At 62.4% G+C, this 14,499-nt stretch carries 11 protein-coding genes; 2 read left to right on the top strand and 9 right to left on the bottom strand.

Annotated elements, in window-relative coordinates:
* Window position 1: 1 nt before the first annotated feature.
* The 7 genes from JZ00_RS19505 to JZ00_RS19475 form a co-directional block, all read right to left on the bottom strand.
* Complete coding sequence (locus JZ00_RS19505) at window positions 2-583, bottom strand: alpha/beta hydrolase (protein WP_039592596.1); 582 nt, start codon at window positions 581-583, stop codon at window positions 2-4.
* Window positions 584-701: 118 nt separating this feature from the next.
* Window positions 702-962, bottom strand: coding sequence for a DUF2789 domain-containing protein (locus tag JZ00_RS19500; protein ID WP_039592595.1), 261 nt, complete (start codon window positions 960-962; stop codon window positions 702-704).
* 45 nt (window positions 963-1,007) lie between these two features.
* Window positions 1,008-1,988 (bottom strand): sulfotransferase family protein, encoded by a 981-nt coding sequence (locus JZ00_RS19495; RefSeq protein WP_039592594.1) that lies wholly within the window; start codon window positions 1,986-1,988, stop codon window positions 1,008-1,010.
* Window positions 1,976-2,761, bottom strand: a complete 786-nt coding sequence (locus tag JZ00_RS19490) for an aspartyl/asparaginyl beta-hydroxylase domain-containing protein (RefSeq protein WP_039592593.1) — start codon at window positions 2,759-2,761, stop codon at window positions 1,976-1,978. Before JZ00_RS19490 ends, JZ00_RS19495 begins: the two co-directional genes overlap by 13 nt.
* Window positions 2,762-2,774: 13 nt before the next feature.
* On the bottom strand, window positions 2,775-4,286 hold the full coding sequence (locus JZ00_RS19485) for a TolC family protein (RefSeq protein ID WP_039592592.1): 1,512 nt from the start codon (window positions 4,284-4,286) through the stop codon (window positions 2,775-2,777).
* 41 nt (window positions 4,287-4,327) lie between these two features.
* Window positions 4,328-10,645 carry an Ig-like domain-containing protein gene (locus tag JZ00_RS19480; RefSeq protein ID WP_039592591.1) on the bottom strand — a complete coding sequence of 2,106 codons (6,318 nt, stop codon included), beginning with the start codon at window positions 10,643-10,645 and terminating at the stop codon, window positions 4,328-4,330.
* Window positions 10,646-10,697: 52 nt separating this feature from the next.
* Window positions 10,698-11,543, bottom strand: coding sequence for a sulfotransferase family protein (locus JZ00_RS19475; protein ID WP_039592590.1), 846 nt, complete (start codon window positions 11,541-11,543; stop codon window positions 10,698-10,700).
* Window positions 11,544-11,847: 304 nt separating this feature from the next.
* Between JZ00_RS19475 and JZ00_RS19470 the strand changes: the two genes are divergently transcribed.
* Window positions 11,848-12,435, top strand: coding sequence for a phage tail protein (locus JZ00_RS19470; protein ID WP_039592589.1), 588 nt, complete (start codon window positions 11,848-11,850; stop codon window positions 12,433-12,435).
* A 47-nt stretch (window positions 12,436-12,482) separates the two neighbouring features.
* Window positions 12,483-12,794: a DUF6916 family protein gene (locus JZ00_RS19465; protein WP_039592588.1), complete on the top strand. Its 312-nt coding sequence runs from the start codon at window positions 12,483-12,485 to the stop codon at window positions 12,792-12,794.
* A gap of 125 nt (window positions 12,795-12,919) precedes the next feature.
* On the opposite strand, the gene JZ00_RS19460 is transcribed toward JZ00_RS19465, so the two are convergent.
* Together JZ00_RS19460 and JZ00_RS19455 are read right to left on the bottom strand one after the other, a co-directional pair.
* Window positions 12,920-13,309 carry a hypothetical protein gene (locus JZ00_RS19460; RefSeq protein WP_039592587.1) on the bottom strand — a complete coding sequence of 130 codons (390 nt, stop codon included), beginning with the start codon at window positions 13,307-13,309 and terminating at the stop codon, window positions 12,920-12,922.
* Window positions 13,310-13,354: 45 nt separating this feature from the next.
* A partial coding sequence (locus JZ00_RS19455) for a PAAR domain-containing protein (protein ID WP_235433103.1) occupies window positions 13,355-14,499 on the bottom strand: 1,145 nt, incomplete at its 5' end.

The raw sequence follows: 14,499 nt of genomic DNA, 5'->3' as shown, positions 1-14,499 counted from the left end.
TTCAGGCGCGACGCAGGGCGTGATGCTCCATGCGGTTTTGCAGGCGATAGAGATAAGCGAAACCCTGTTCCCATCGCTGGTGTCCGGACTTCACGTTGATATGTCCCGCGCCTGCCAGGATTCCCGCCTCGGCTCCCCAGTTGCGTGCCAGTTCCAGCGCACGCGGGGCACTGACGGCCGCATCGTTGTCGGAGCTGACCACTTGGCTGGGGAATGGCAGCAGGTCCGTGGGAATCGGCGCGAAGTTGCGCAGCGCCGGAGCGCAGGCAGGCCGCTCCACGTCAGCCGGCGCCACCAGCAACGCGCCGCGCACCTGTCGCAGGAGCTGCACCGGCGCGGTAGCGGCCCAATGGGCAACCGTGATGCACCCCAGGCTGTGGGCGATGAGAATGACCGGTGTGCTGTCGGCGGCAATCGCTTCGGCCAGCGCGGCGACCCAATCTTCGCGGCGCGGGGTCAGCCAGTCCGCTTGTTCGACCCGGGCGCTATTGGGCAAGCTCGCCTGCCAGTGGGTTTGCCAATGATTTTGCGGCGATCCTTGCCAGCCCGGCACGATCAGGTAGCGAATCGATTCGTTGCGCATGGGGTGCTCTCCTGCGTGTCTGTTCCGGGACGAGTATAAGGAGGAGCGTTATATTATTTAAGGAATAAGAAGCTATTTGTTAATGCTTAAAACGAATAAAGGAATCTCTCTGTGGAAGTCACCCACATCCCGGCCACTCGCTGCGGCCCTTGCGCAACAACACATCCAGCTGATCCACCACCACCGCCCAGTCGGCATCTTCGAGAATTTCATCGCGCAACAATTGCCGTTGGCCCTCGCTCCAGAAGAACGCGTCGGCCAGATGCAGCCCAGGCTTGAGCGGCGAGTGGCTGGCGATGAACTGGTCGATGCTGAGGGCGTCGTCGGGCAGGCCGAGTTGTTTGAATAACGCGGGAAGCTTATGGACTGGGGGTTCCATGTGTGGCTCCTGGAGATGAAGAGGTGGCAGGGCGTTATTTGCAGTCTAGCCTTTCAATGAGCAAGCACGACCCTCGCCACAAGAATGACTGCGCAGCCACTCCAATGATTGGTAAGGCGTTTGCGCCCAATACCTGACCCGCTCAAACAACAATGGCGAAGCCTCTCGACGCTTGTCTTCGCTATCACCGGCAAACGCCTGCGCCGGCTGCTTGGCATGCCGGCCCACTGCGGCAAATGCGTGCCTGCGCTGTGCTGGGTCCAACTGGAAAAATGCCGCCAACCTACCCGCCATCGCCTCGGGAAGCTCGCTGTAGTTGACCGCCACTCCGCCCCCGGCCCGGCAGCGTTCCAAGCCCGCCTGCAACAGTCGTCCCAGCCGTCGCGCAACGAAGTCTTCGCGGCCGCTAAATGGCAATGCGTCGTCGAGCACACTGGCCCCGATCAACCCCGGCACCATGTGCATGCCAGGGCGGCGCAGATGTGAAACGGCAATTTCCAGGGGGTCGCGGTATACGAACAGCCAAGGCGTATCGGGAAAGCACTCACGCAGCAGCGCCAATTCACCGATGTTCCACGCGTCGAGCTTGATCACCAGGCGTCGCTCCTCGCCTCGACGGCGCTGCCCATAGGCCGACATCAGCCCCTTGAGCGCCGCGTGCCGTTCGGCGGGCGGCAAGTCACTGCGCAGCAGCGTATCCAGGGGTGGCGGCTCGGAAATGACGATGTGGTCGTCCAATTGGCCAAGCATTTGGCTGATCAGTGTCGAGCCACATCGTGAGGCGTGGAAGATGAAGGCGCTAGGCGTCAGGCCCGGGCTACATTGCTGCCATTGGCCCAAGGCACTCAAGGGCGTCTGGCGGCGGAACACCAGGTTGAAGGGCAGGCGCAGCGCTTCTTCCACGGCATCGCCGAAGAATGGCTGCGACAGTTGCCGATCGCCGAACCAGCACCAATCGACACGCCACTCGCCCACCTGCTGCCATACGCGGATCGGCAACCAGCCGTGCAGATTCAGGCTTTCCACTGCTCACTCCATTGTCGGCGACCGTGGCGCATGGCGGCGCGCAACTCTTCCCGGGTGAAATGGAGCCCTTGTGCCGCACCCAGCTCCAGCGCGGTTTCAATGAAAACGTCCAGGTCGTGCAGCCCTTGCAGCGCCCGGGCAAGGTGGTGATCGGCTTCCACACGCCGTTGAAAACGGGCCAAATCGCTTTGCCCGACGACCGCTTCAGGTGTGGAGCGCAGCCCATCGGCAATCTGCTGGGACAGCCACGGCTCGGGACGACAATCGAGCACCAGATGAACCCGCGCCTGGTCGCCATGGTTAGCGACGCGGTGGGGACGCGCCAAGTCGAGAAACCAGCATTCCCCCGCCCGCATCGGAATGATTTGCCCGTCCAGCCAAAACTCCACGCCAGGCGAGCTGAGCAGCGGCACGTGCAGGCGCACGTCGGCGTCCGGACCGCCGAGGTCATAGTCGCGATGCTCATGGATGCGACCACCGGGCCCCAACCGCAGCAGACGGGCCGAGACGATATCCAAGGGCCAATCACCCAACGCATCCTGCCAGCGACCATCCTCTGACCAGGGCGCGCGGTGCTGGGGCTGGCCGCGCCCGGGCGACAGTTCGGTCAGGGCATCGGCCGCCGAAATCAGCGCCACGCCACTCCAGTCACCGCAGTGATAGGCCGTGTTGAAGTGCCCTTGCCAACGATCTTCTTCGACGGCTGCCAGCGCCTGCAACAGCAACGGTAGGTTGACCGTGACGGGCAGCCGGGAAAACGCCGCAAGCGCCATCCCCGGCGCTCCGTTATTGTGCCACCGGCGGCTTCGGCACCGTGATGTCACCCTGGGCCCAGGCCGCCTCGCGGTTCGCCAACGCCGTGGCAATCGACTGCACCTGGGTCGATTGCACTTCGTTCGGCAACGGGTCGAGGCCGGCGCTGGCGAAGATCTGCCCGTAGGCGTTGCGCAGGTCAGCGTAGGCGAGGTCCCGTCGCAGGTCCGCCTGCAGGGTGTTCAGCTCGCCCTGGATCAGGTCCAGTTCGCCGATGCCTGCAGCCTGATGACGACTGCGCAGTTGACCGACGATTTGCCCGTCGATATCCGACAGTTCCTGGCTGGTCTTGAACTGGCGCAAGGCTTCGCGGTAGTTGGCATTGGCGACGTACAGCTGCGCCAGCACGGCGATCGACATCGCCTGACGCCGCGCCGCCGCGACTTCTTCACCGGCCTTGGCCACGTCGATGGCCGCCGGGGCGGAGATGACATTGAACAGGTTCCAGGTGACTTTGACGCCATAGTCGGCCCAGCCCTGCTCCACCAGGAACGAGTTGCTGTCATAGTGCCCGCCAGCGGAGAACTCCAGCCCCGGCAACAGGCGCAACATGGCCTTGCGGGTTTCGGCGGCGGTGATGCGGGTCTGGTAATCCTGTTCGCGCAGTTCCGGCCGGCTGGCCAGGGCTTCCTGTTCAAGGCGAGCCAGGTCGACCTTGAGCTCCGGGATGGCATATTCATCCTGGGTCGCCAGGGTCAGCTCGGTGCCCAGGGGCAGGTTGATCAGGGTCGCCAGTTCGGTCTTGGCCAAGGACAACGCCCGGCGCTGCTCTTCCAACTGGCGGGTGGCCTGGATCAGCGAACGCTGGTAACCCAAGGCCTGCACCGGATCACCGATACGCTGCTCGCTCATGCTCTGGCTATTTCCGCGCGCCGCCTCGACCCGAGCCATGAGGCTGTCGATCTGCTTGAGCAAACGCTCGGCGGCCATGGCTCGCCAGTACGCTGAACGGACGTCCTGGACGATCGTGTTGATCACCTTGCGCCGACGCTCTTGCACGATCAGCCGCTGGTCGCCGGCCTGCTTGGCGCTGATGTAGCTGACCCCGAAATCGAGCACGTTCCAGACCATGGTCAGGTCCGCCACTTCACGGTCGCGGTCCTGGGATGTCGACGGTTCCAGGGACTGGGTACCAGTCTCCACGCTCTGGCTGCTGGAGGCGCTGACGTTGTTGCGCCCCACGTAACCGGCATCGAGGGCCATGCGCGGCAGCATGTCGAAGCTGGCCAGGTCCAGCTGACGCTTGGCCAAGGCCTCCTCCATGATTTTCAGGCGGCCTTCGAGGTTGTACTTCACCGCCCGGGCCATGGCCTGGTGCAACGTCAGCGGACCGCTGAGGGGCTCCTGGTCCTTGTACATGTTTTGCAGGTCGGTCTTGGCTCGATGCTCGCTGGTGCTTCGATCGATCGGCTCGCTGGTGACCGCACAACCACTGACCACCAACGCCAGCAAACTCATACTGAATAACTTCTGACTTCTATTCATCCCTGGATTGCCCCTGGCTGCCGTATTTTTTTATGGAATTCTCAAGCCAGCGCTTGGCTGGTGCCGGCCTGTTTCAAAGCCATTGCCAGGCTATCCACCTGACGTTGTTCTGTGTCCTTGAGTTGCTGCAGTTGCTGGCCCAAGGTCGGTGCGCCAAATACCCCGCGCATGCCTTGGGACGCTTCGCCGCCCTTGATCGACTGGTTGTCGAAGGCATCCAGCGATTCGCCTTCCGAACCCGCGTCCTGGTTGAACAAACCGGAAATCGTGCTGCTGCCGAACACACCGCCGTCGCCCCCGCCAAAGCCCAGGAACCCCTGGCCCGAGCCGTCCCCGGCGGCGTCGCTGCTGAACACCTGGGCGATATAGCTGGGTGCCAACTCGCCACGGTTGATGAAAATGCTGCCGATGGGGTCAAGCCCACCGACATCACGCTGCTCGAACAGCGGCGGGAAGCCAAGGGGCGAGCCCAGATTGCCCGTTGGCGGCGTGAAAACGATCGGTTGCAGCGGCACCTCGGACGGCGGGATGACCGTCACCGGGTCCGATGTCAGGAACTCCGGTGGTGGCTTCACATCGTTGGGCACCACGGTATCGATCGCGTAATTGTTGGACACCGCCACGCCTGACCCGGCGTTGCCCGACAAGTCACTGACGTTGCTGCTATCCAGGGCAATGAAATTGCTCGGGTCGGTGAGATTTGCCGCAGGGGTGAAGGTCGCGGTCCAGGTCCTGCCGCCGTCGCTGCTGGTCAGGTTGCTCAAATCGCCGTTGGTGACGCTCAGGTCCGACAGGTCGAAATCCGTCACCGCCTCGGTGAACGTGAAAGTCACCAGGGTCGTCTGGCCCACGCCCAGGTTGGGATTGGCGACGACGATGGTCGCGGTCGGCCGGGTGGCGTCGAGGGCATAGTTGGCGGAGATGGCGATGCCCACGCCAGCGTTGCCGGCGCTGTCTTGCACATTGCTGGCGTCGAGCAGGATCAGGTTGGTGGCATCGTTGATCCCCGCGGTCGGCGTCAGGGTCGCGGTCCAGGTCAGGCCTGCGTCGCTGCTGGCAAGGTTGGACAGCACGCCATTGGCGACACTGAGGTCCGACAGGTCGAAACCGGACACCGCCTCGGTGAAGCTGATGGTCACCGTGGTGGTCTGGCCGATGCCCAGGGTGGTGTCGCCTACCACGATGGTGGCACCCGGACGCACGGTGTCGATCGCATAATTGTTGGAGTCGACGACGCCGACACCGGCGTTGCCGGAAACGTTGGATACGCCAGTGGTGTCCAGGCTGATCAGGTTACTGGTGTCGGTGACGTTGCTTGCCGGGGTAAACGTTGCCGTCCAGGTGACGCCGCCGTCCGTCGAAGACACATTGCTCAATGTCCCGTTGCTGACGGTCAGGTCGCTGTTGTCGAAACCGCTCACCGCTTCGGAGAAGGTAATCGTCACCAGCGAAGTTTCACCCACGCTCAGCGCTGTATCGGCGACGACGACAGTGGCGGTCGGCACGCGAGTCTCGACCACGTAATTGGCCGAATCGCTGGTGCCCGTACCGGTGTTTCCGGCCGCATCGCTCACACCCGTGTTGTCGAGAATGATCAGGTTGGTGGTGTCGCTCACGCCCAGCGTCGGGGTGAACGTGGCGGTCCAGGTCAGGCCGCCGTCGCTGCTGCTCACGGCGCTCAAGGTGCCGTTGGCAACACTCAGGTCATCGTTGCTGAAGCCGGTCACGGCCTCGCTGAAGGTGATGGTCACCTGGGCGGTTTCGCCCGGTCTCAACGATGAATCGCTCAGCACCACGGTGGCGGTTGGACGCTGGGTATCAAGCGCGTAATTGTTGGAGTCGGCCGTACCGACATTGACGTTGCCCGCCAGATCGATGATGCCGCCGCTGTTGAGCGAGATCACGTTACTGCTGTCGTTGACCCCGTTGGTCGGGGTAAAGGTCGCGGTCCAGGTGATACCGCCGTCGCTGCTGCTCAGTCCCGAGATCACGCCGTTGGCAACCGTCAGGTCAGCACTGGTGAACGCGGTCACGGCCTCGCTGAAGGTGATGGTCACCAGCGACGTCTCACCCGCGCCGATGGCCGTGTCGGCCACTACGATGGTCGCCGTTGGACGCACCGTATCCACTACATAGTTGTTGGAATCAGTAGTGCCAACTCCCGCATTGCCCGCAGCGTTGATCAAGCCGGTATTGTCCAGGGTGATCACGTTGCTGGTATCGGAAATGCTCGCGCTCGGCGTGAACGTGGCCGTCCAGGTGACGCCGCCGTCGGTGCTGCTCATGGTGCTGAGCGTACCGTTGCTGACGGTCAGGTCCGCATTGTCGAAGCCGCTGACCGCCGAGTTGAATGTCACAGTGACCAACGACGTCTCGCCGATGCTCAAGGTGGCGTCGGCAATCACGATGGTCGCCGTCGGCACGTTGGTGTCGACCTGGTAGTTGTTGGAGTTGGTGGTGCCGGTACCGGTGTTGCCTGCCGCATCGCTGACGCCGGTGTTGTTCAAGACGATGACGTTGGACGTATCGCTGACTCCGAGGGCTGGAGTGAAGGTGGCCGTCCAGGTGATGCCGCCATCACTGCTGCTGACCGCACTCAGCGTACCGTTGGCGATGCTCAGGTCCGAATTGTCAAAGCCACTGACCGCCTCGGAGAAGGTGATCGTCACCAGCGAGGTTTCGCCGACGCTCAGCGCCGTGTCGGCGACCACGATGGTGGCGGTCGGACGCTGGGTGTCGACGGCATAGTTGTTGGAGTCGGTGGTACCGCTGCCGGTGTTGCCCGCGCCATCCACCACGCCCGTGTTATTGAGCGTGATCAGGTTGGTGGCATCGCTGACGCCCGCACTCGGCGTGAACGTCGCCGTGTAAGTGATGTTGTCGCTGGTGCTCAGGCCACTCAGGCTGCCGTTGGCAACGGTCATGTCGGCCAGGGTGAAGCCGGTCACCGCTTCGCTGAAGGTAATGGTCACCACCGAGGTTTCGCCGGCACCGACAGTCGGATCGGCGACCACCACGGTGGCGGTCGGACGCGCCGTGTCGATGGCGTAGTTGTTGGAATCGGTGGTGCCGCTGCCAGCATTGCCCGCTGCGTCGCTCACGCCGGTGTTATCCAGGGTGATGAGGTTGCTGGTGTCGCTGGTGCTGGCACTTGGCGTGAGCGTGCCGGTCCAGGTAATGCCACCGTCGCCGCTGCTCAGGCCGGTAACCGTGCCGTTGGCGACCGTCAGGTCGGCGGCGGTAAAACCTGTCACTGCTTCGTTGAAAGTGATGGTCACCAGGGAGGTTTCGCCGACGCTCAGGGAGGTGTCGGCTACAACGATGCTAGCGGTGGGCCGCTGCGTGTCGACCGCGTAGTTGTTGGAGCTGGTCGTGCCGCTGCCATTGTTCCCTGCCGCATCGGCCACGCCGGTATTGGCCAGGATGATCAGGTTTGTGGCATCGCTGACGCTGGCGCTCGGGGTAAGCGTTGCGGTCCAGGTAATGCCGCCGTCGCTGCTGCTCAGCCCGCTCAAGGAGCCGTTGGCAACGGTCAGGTCGGCCAGGGTGAAGCCCGTGACGGCTTCGCTGAAAGTGATCGTCACCAGCGAGGTTTCACCGATGTTCAACGCATTATCGGCCACCACGATAGTGGCGGTCGGACGCTGGGTATCGACGGCGTAGTTGTTCGAGTCGGTGGTACCGCTGCCGGCGTTGCCGGCCAGGTCGGCAATGCCGGTGTTATCCAGGGTGATCAGGTTGCTGGTGTCAGTGATGCTGGCGCTCGGGGTGAGCGTCCCGGTCCAGGTGATGCCGCCGTCGCTGCTGCTCAGGCCGGTGACCGTGCCATTGGCGACCGTCAGGTCGGCGGTGGTAAAACCACTCACGGCCTCGCTGAAGGTAATGGTCACCACGGAGGTTTCCCCTGCACGCAGCGCAGTGTCGGCCACCACGATGGTGGCGGTCGGGCGTTGCGTGTCGATGGCGTAGTTGTTGGAGTTGGTCGTGCCTACGCCGGCGTTGCCATTGAGGTCCGCCACGCCCGTGTTATTCAGGACAATGAGATTGGACGTATCGGTGACTGGCGCGTCCGGCGTCAGCGTGGCCGTCCAGGTGATACCACCGTCGCTGGTGCTCAGCCCGCTGAGCGTGCCGTTGGCGACGGTGAGGTCGGCGGCTGTGAAACCGCTGACGGCCTCCGAGAAAGTAATGGTGACTGTCGAGGTCTCGCCAATCCTCAGGGCCGTGTCGCTCACTACGATCGAGGCCGTGGGCGCCACGGTGTCGTTGACGATGTAGTTGTTCGAGTCGGTGGTGCCGACGCCAGCGTTGCCGGCCAGGTCGGCAACGCCAGTGTTGTTCAGGGTGATGATGTTGGTGGTGTCGGCAATGTTGCTGGCTGCCGTCAGCGTACCGGTCCAGGTGATGCCGCCGTCGCCACTGGTCAAGGTGCCGACGCTGCCGTTCTGCACCGTCAGGTCCGCCGCGGTCAAGCCCGTCACGGCTTCGGAGAAGGTGATGGTCACCGTCGACGTGCCGCCGGAGTTCAGGTTGGTATTGGCCACCACGACGGTCGCGGTGGGTGGCGTCTCGTCCGGCACATAGTTGGTGTTGATGGTGCCGCCATCGCCGTAGACGTTGGCCACCGACGCTGGCGAAACGCCCGCGCTGCCGGCACTGGTTCCACCCACACCGCTGCCGCCGACGTTGCCGGCCAGGGCGGCGAAGTTGGCGGCGGTGATCAGGATCGAGCCTTTGTTCCAGATGGCGCCGACACCGACGCCGCCCGCACCACCCGCCTGGTAATAGCTACCCCCGGCACCGCCGCCGCCACCACCACCGCCGGCACCGACGTTGTTGGAGATGACCGAGTTGCCGATGATCCGCAGGGTCGCGCCGGTATCGTTGTAGATACCACCGACCGCACCGCCACCGGCGCCGCCGATGTCGTTATAGCCGTCGCCACCGCCACCACCGCCAATGGACAAGCCGCCGCTGGAGGCCGTGCCACCGGCCGAACCGGTGCTGTAGCCCGGATACGCCGCACCACCCGCGCCCCCCGTGGTGGAGCCGCCACGCCCGCCAATGTTGAAGAAGCCGCCGCCCGCGCCGCCCTGCCCGGCCGTGCCGTTGGAACCTGTTGAGTTGAGCGTGTCGCCGCCCTTGCCACCGGTACCACCCGTGATCGCACCACCGCCACCGCCGCCGCCACCGGCGTACTGCGGTGTCACACCGCCGCCGCCACCGCCGCCCGAAGCAGCGTTCGCGGTCACCGTGACGTTGCGCAGGGTCAAGGTGCCGGCGTTGTAGATACCGCCGCCCTGGGATACCAGTGCGTCGTCGCCACCGTTACCACCGTTGCCCGCCACCATGCCCCGGGTGATCACCAGGCCATCGAGGGTGGCCGTGGTGCCGGACGTCACTTGCATGATCTGGGTGCGGTACTGGCCGTCGAGGGTCACGTCGGCGACGTTGTCGTTATTGAGGTCGCCATCGATGGTGATGTTCTTGTCGACCACCAGCACCTGGGTCAGGGAGACGGTCATGGTGCTATTGAACGTGACGATGTCGCCGTTCTGTGCCGAGCTCAGGGCAGCGCGCAAAGAACCGATACCCGAATTGAGGTTGTTGGTGGCGGTCCAGGTGGCCAGGCCCCACTGGTACTCGCTCATGGCATTGGCCGAGAGCACGTTGGCGCTTTCGATGGTGCCGGTGGCGATTTCCAGGTCCCAGTCGCCGCCCAGGCCGGTGCGGTCGTCGGACGCCGCCACGTCGCGGCCGGTGAGCTGCGCCAACGAGTTGACCAGGCTCAAGCCGCGGTCGCCTTCGGCGGTATAGCAGCCGTAGATCAGGATGTCGCCGCCGGCGTTCATGTCCTGGCCAATCTGCGCCAGGACTTCGCTGCGGGCCTGGACGTTATCCGCCGACAGATAACTGTTGCCCAACCACAAATCACCGGCGTTGCCGTGGGCGATGATCTGTACCGAGCTGACGCCCTGGTGGCTGTCCAGATAATCGGCAATCTGCTGCAGGCCGTCTTTGGTGGCGTCCAGCTGCACCACCTCGGTACCGGGGGCGACGCCTTGCAGCAGGCTGCCAGCGTCCTTGACTCGAGAGTCGACAAACACCACGGATTTGCCCGGCACGGCAGCCTCGGTGGCGTCGGCCTGGCCTTGGGGCGCATGGGTTTCGGCCGGCTGGTCCGCCGTGGGCGTCTTGGCCGCCTCGGCAGTCGGTTGCGCGTCCGATTGCGCCGCATCGGCCACGGTGGCCGCCACCGCGCCGTCGAAGAGCATTCGCGGCTCCAGGGACATGATCATTGGCGATGCCAGGGCTTGCGCGCCCTCGGTTACCCGCGATTTGCGTTTGCTCCACCACATGACGATCACCCGGACTCGAACTTCTTCAACACGCCAATGAAAAAAACCGCGATCAGCTGACCGCGGCGTCGGTTTTCATACGAATGACATTGGCCGCGCTGGCAGCGCCATCGCGCCAGAACGACAACTCGGCATACTTTTCGAACAGATCCGGCGGCAACAAGGTCCGCCGGGCTTGGGGCGCGACCTTGGGCTTGACCTTGTGCAGGCCGGCGACGCCCAACGCCTGGTCAAAGGCTGGCGCGTCGTAGGTCAAATGATTGAAATCATGCTCGAACCAGGGTTCGCCGATGAACTCGTACACCAGCCGCATGACGCGCTCGGGCGCCTGGCTCAACAAGTCGTAGTCGACGATCAACAGCGACTCGGCATTCTCGCCGTAGTAGGCCTCTTTCAGCGCGGTCCAGGCGAAGCCCACCAGGCGATTGCGCTGGGCCAGGGTTTCGCAACGGCTGTAGACGGTATTGCGCTCATCATCGTCGTTGAAAAGCTTGGTATTTTCGAACGGGTTGGCACGGTAAAGCCGTTCCAGGCTGTCAAGGATCCAGGCGACGTTGCGCACGCAAGCGATGGTCTTGGCTTGGGGAAACAGGTCCTGCAGGGCAGGCAGGCGCGCGCACCATTGGCGGTTTGTATCGAAGATGACGGGTTTATCGGCTTTGTCGGCGTAGTAGGAATCGAAGAGGCCACGCAAGAGGCGGCGGCGCAGGTCGGTGTCGATCACCGAGCCGAACTCGCTGCCGGCGCTGCATTGCTGCAGGACGCTGCTGAACAGCGTGCCGACGGGACTGGTCATGCCGGCATGGAAGCGCGGGTTCTGCAACAAAATGGCAGAAAGCAGGGTCGAGCCTGAGCGCGGTAAACCGGAAATAAAGTGAAACTGCGGCAATCCCTTCACCTTGTTTGTAGTCCTTTTGTACCGCCAAGCGTAGCCGAGGAAACAATCTTCGCCTAGTAGTACTTTGATATCAAACTCACCCCAAACCGTAAAAAAGATGGACGGTAGAGACGCTCGGGGAACCTGAATCGTTTAAGCCGTGTCGCGACATTTTTCCACCCGCTTCGCCCGGCAAAATCAAACATCCCGGTCTACGCTCAGCCGTGCGTGACCAGGCCAGGGATCAAGGAGTCAGGCTGATCGCTCTCTTGTCTTTCAAACGCCGGGCATTGCGAGACCTATAAACCTGAAGGACGAGGAATTTATGGAAGTATTCATGGGCACCATCCAATCGTTCGCCTTTAACTTTGCACCCAGGGGTTGGGCGCTGTGCAACGGGCAAACCATCAGCATCGCTCAAAATTCGGCGCTGTTCTCCCTGCTTGGCGTCACCTATGGGGGTGACGGCCAGAACACCTTCGCGCTCCCCAACCTGCAGAGTCGCCTGCCAATGGGCATGGGCACTGGCTTGGGCCTGAGCCCGCGAACCATTGGCGAGGTCGCCGGCACCGAAAACGTCACCGCGACCGTCAACAACCTGCCCAATCACACTCACGAACTCGTCGGGGTCATCGCCTCGACCACGCTCCAACTGGCGAACCCGGCCAGCAACCCGGTGAATACGCCGACGCCCACCAACTCGTTCATCGGCACCTCGGGCACCGGGCCAGGTTCGGCGGCGATTTATTCCGATCAAGCGGGCGCTTCGCCGGTGCCACTGCAAGGCGTGACAACCACGGTCAGCGGAACGGTTTCCCCTACGGGTGGCAACATGCCGATGGCGATCATGAACCCTTTCCTGGCGATCAACTTCAGCATCGCCCTCGAAGGCCTCTTCCCCTCCCGCAATTAATCACCCGCTGGAGGGCGAAAGCCCTCTGGCCTTGGTGGAGTGTCGATATGCTTCAGCGCGTTCATAGCAGCCACTTTCAATTGCTGCTGGGCCAGACCCGAACCCTGACCCTGCCTGACGGCAGCAGCCTGCCGGTGCGATTCGAGCACCTGGAAGAAATACCACGGGCCAAGATGCCGAATGCCGAGCGAATTCCGTTCAACGTGGAGTTCAACAGCCTGGAAAGCACCGCGTTCGTCGACGGCCTCTGCGCTCTGGACGTGCCGGAACTGGGCAAGATCGAAGGGGTGTTCGTGTCGCGGGTACCGCCGATGGGGCGGGATCCGGCGCTGGGATATTTCTACATCGCGTTTAACTGATGGGATTCTGCTGAGTATGTGGGAGTGTCTTTGCTCGCGATGGCACCCGTCCCACCCGCCCCCGTGGCGAGGGAGCTTACTCCCGCTGGCCTGCGAAGCAGGCCTTCTGTACCTTGTTCATCGATTTATCTGAACTTGACCAGCAGAGCTGCAACTATCATTCCGGTGAAGGAAATGACCGTCATCGTCACCTTGATAATCAAAAGACGCTTCAAGGAGGGCGGGAAATTCTCGATATCAGCAGGGCTCACATCACCCATACGGATATATGCCCTTGGCCACACCACCATGCCTGCAATTGAAATGATCAATACGCAGCCTCCAAACCAGCCTCGACCTCGCCATGCGGGGCCCCAAAGATATATGTATCGGCTGTTTTTCAGGGCCTCCATCATTGCATCCAGATGCCGGTGACTTAGGTACAAGCTAAATACAAAACCAATAACCGTTAGCAAGGCTGGACCCACCATAATCCAGAATGCTAGCCAAGACTTCCAGAACTCAGCGGCAATCATGGCAAGGTCTTTTCATACAGTATTTCACCTCCTATTTCCCCCCCTTTACCACCAATTGTTGTACCTACCCACGCACCAGTTCCTATTACTACTGCTACGCAGACAACACCTCCAATTCCCGTTGAAACGCCAAGCGCCAAGCGCCAAACAAATTGGACCGCTTGCTAACTTGCCTATCTCTCCACCTGCCCAACCACCAGCCGCCGACAGGCCGAATTTACCCCCTTCAGTAAAACGCACCCGCTCACAAGCCTCCTCACTTCCCCCATCGCACACAGCCTGAACCGCCAGCACAGAAGACACCCCTCCAATCCCAATACCAACATACCCACCCATCTGCATATATTTCGCAGCGCGACTGGTGCTTTCCACATGCGTGGCGTACCCCGGTATCTGCCCCGGCGCGCCAGCCTTGTTCCAGTGATGAACCAGACTGCGATTCGAAATGCCGAGGGCAGTCTTCAGCTTGGGGTGGTCGCCCAGTGTCGTATGGCCGCGCAGGCGGGTGGAGTTCAGCAAATGAGCATCCAATTGGGCGAGCAGGAGCCTGCGTTCGGTAAAGAATTGCGCTGATTTGAGATGGCCGTGCTGGCGATAGCTGTCCTGATGCAAGCGTTCCATGGCTTGCAAGGTATCGCGCAGGCTGGACAAGTGTTTTTCCATCACCACGGCGCTGACACCTAGCCAAGTCGAGGTCTGACCGGTGAAGCTGGCGATCTCGGCTGCGTGGCGGTGCATGAAATCGGCTTGTTCGGCCGTCAGGTCTTCGAGGGCGGCATTGACTGTTTCCGCTGCCGCCATCACCTGAGCTTCTTCGCGGGTGCATTGCAGATTGTTCGGGTCGCTCAGCACGATCATCGAACCGGCTTTTACAACATCGCGGTGAGGGTTCAACGCTCGGAATTTGCGCATCACCTGCGGGTCGGGCGCGGGGAATAACGTGGCTTCCAAGGCTTCACGGCTCACGCTTTTAGGGACGACGTAGAAGCCCGGTTCCTGAGGTTCCAGGCCGGTGGATGCTCCGAACGGCAGCTGGCTTGAGGGGGTGAAGCTCGAATGCCGCGGTGCAATCGACGCGTCCACGGCGTGTTGAGAAGCCGGTTGAGCGGCGCGACTGGCTTGCGGTGCGACGTCCGATTTTCGGTAGGTAGCCCAGTGCACCGAGGGAATCAACTGCGCTTTGCAAGGAC

Origin of the sequence: Pseudomonas frederiksbergensis, assembly GCF_000802155.2 — a bacterium.
GTDB classification, from domain to species: Bacteria; Pseudomonadota; Gammaproteobacteria; order Pseudomonadales; family Pseudomonadaceae; genus Aquipseudomonas; species Aquipseudomonas frederiksbergensis_A.
The sequence above is the reverse complement of the archived record's forward strand: the minus strand, read 5'-3'. Positions and strand labels throughout refer to the sequence as shown.

Bases quoted from the DNA above. Each gene is read 5' to 3' on its own strand.
- JZ00_RS19505 (WP_039592596.1), bottom strand. From the start codon at position 583: ATGCGCAACGAATCGATTCGCTACCTGATCGTGCCGGGCTGGCAAGGA.
- JZ00_RS19500 (WP_039592595.1), bottom strand. From the start codon at position 962: ATGGAACCCCCAGTCCATAAGCTTCCCGCGTTATTCAAACAACTCGGC.
- JZ00_RS19490 (WP_039592593.1), bottom strand. From the start codon at position 2,761: ATGGCGCTTGCGGCGTTTTCCCGGCTGCCCGTCACGGTCAACCTACCG.
- JZ00_RS19485 (WP_039592592.1), bottom strand. From the start codon at position 4,286: ATGAATAGAAGTCAGAAGTTATTCAGTATGAGTTTGCTGGCGTTGGTG.
- JZ00_RS19480 (WP_039592591.1), bottom strand. From the start codon at position 10,645: ATGTGGTGGAGCAAACGCAAATCGCGGGTAACCGAGGGCGCGCAAGCC.
- JZ00_RS19470 (WP_039592589.1), top strand. From the start codon at position 11,848: ATGGAAGTATTCATGGGCACCATCCAATCGTTCGCCTTTAACTTTGCA.
- JZ00_RS19465 (WP_039592588.1), top strand. From the start codon at position 12,483: ATGCTTCAGCGCGTTCATAGCAGCCACTTTCAATTGCTGCTGGGCCAG.
- JZ00_RS19460 (WP_039592587.1), bottom strand. From the start codon at position 13,309: ATGATTGCCGCTGAGTTCTGGAAGTCTTGGCTAGCATTCTGGATTATG.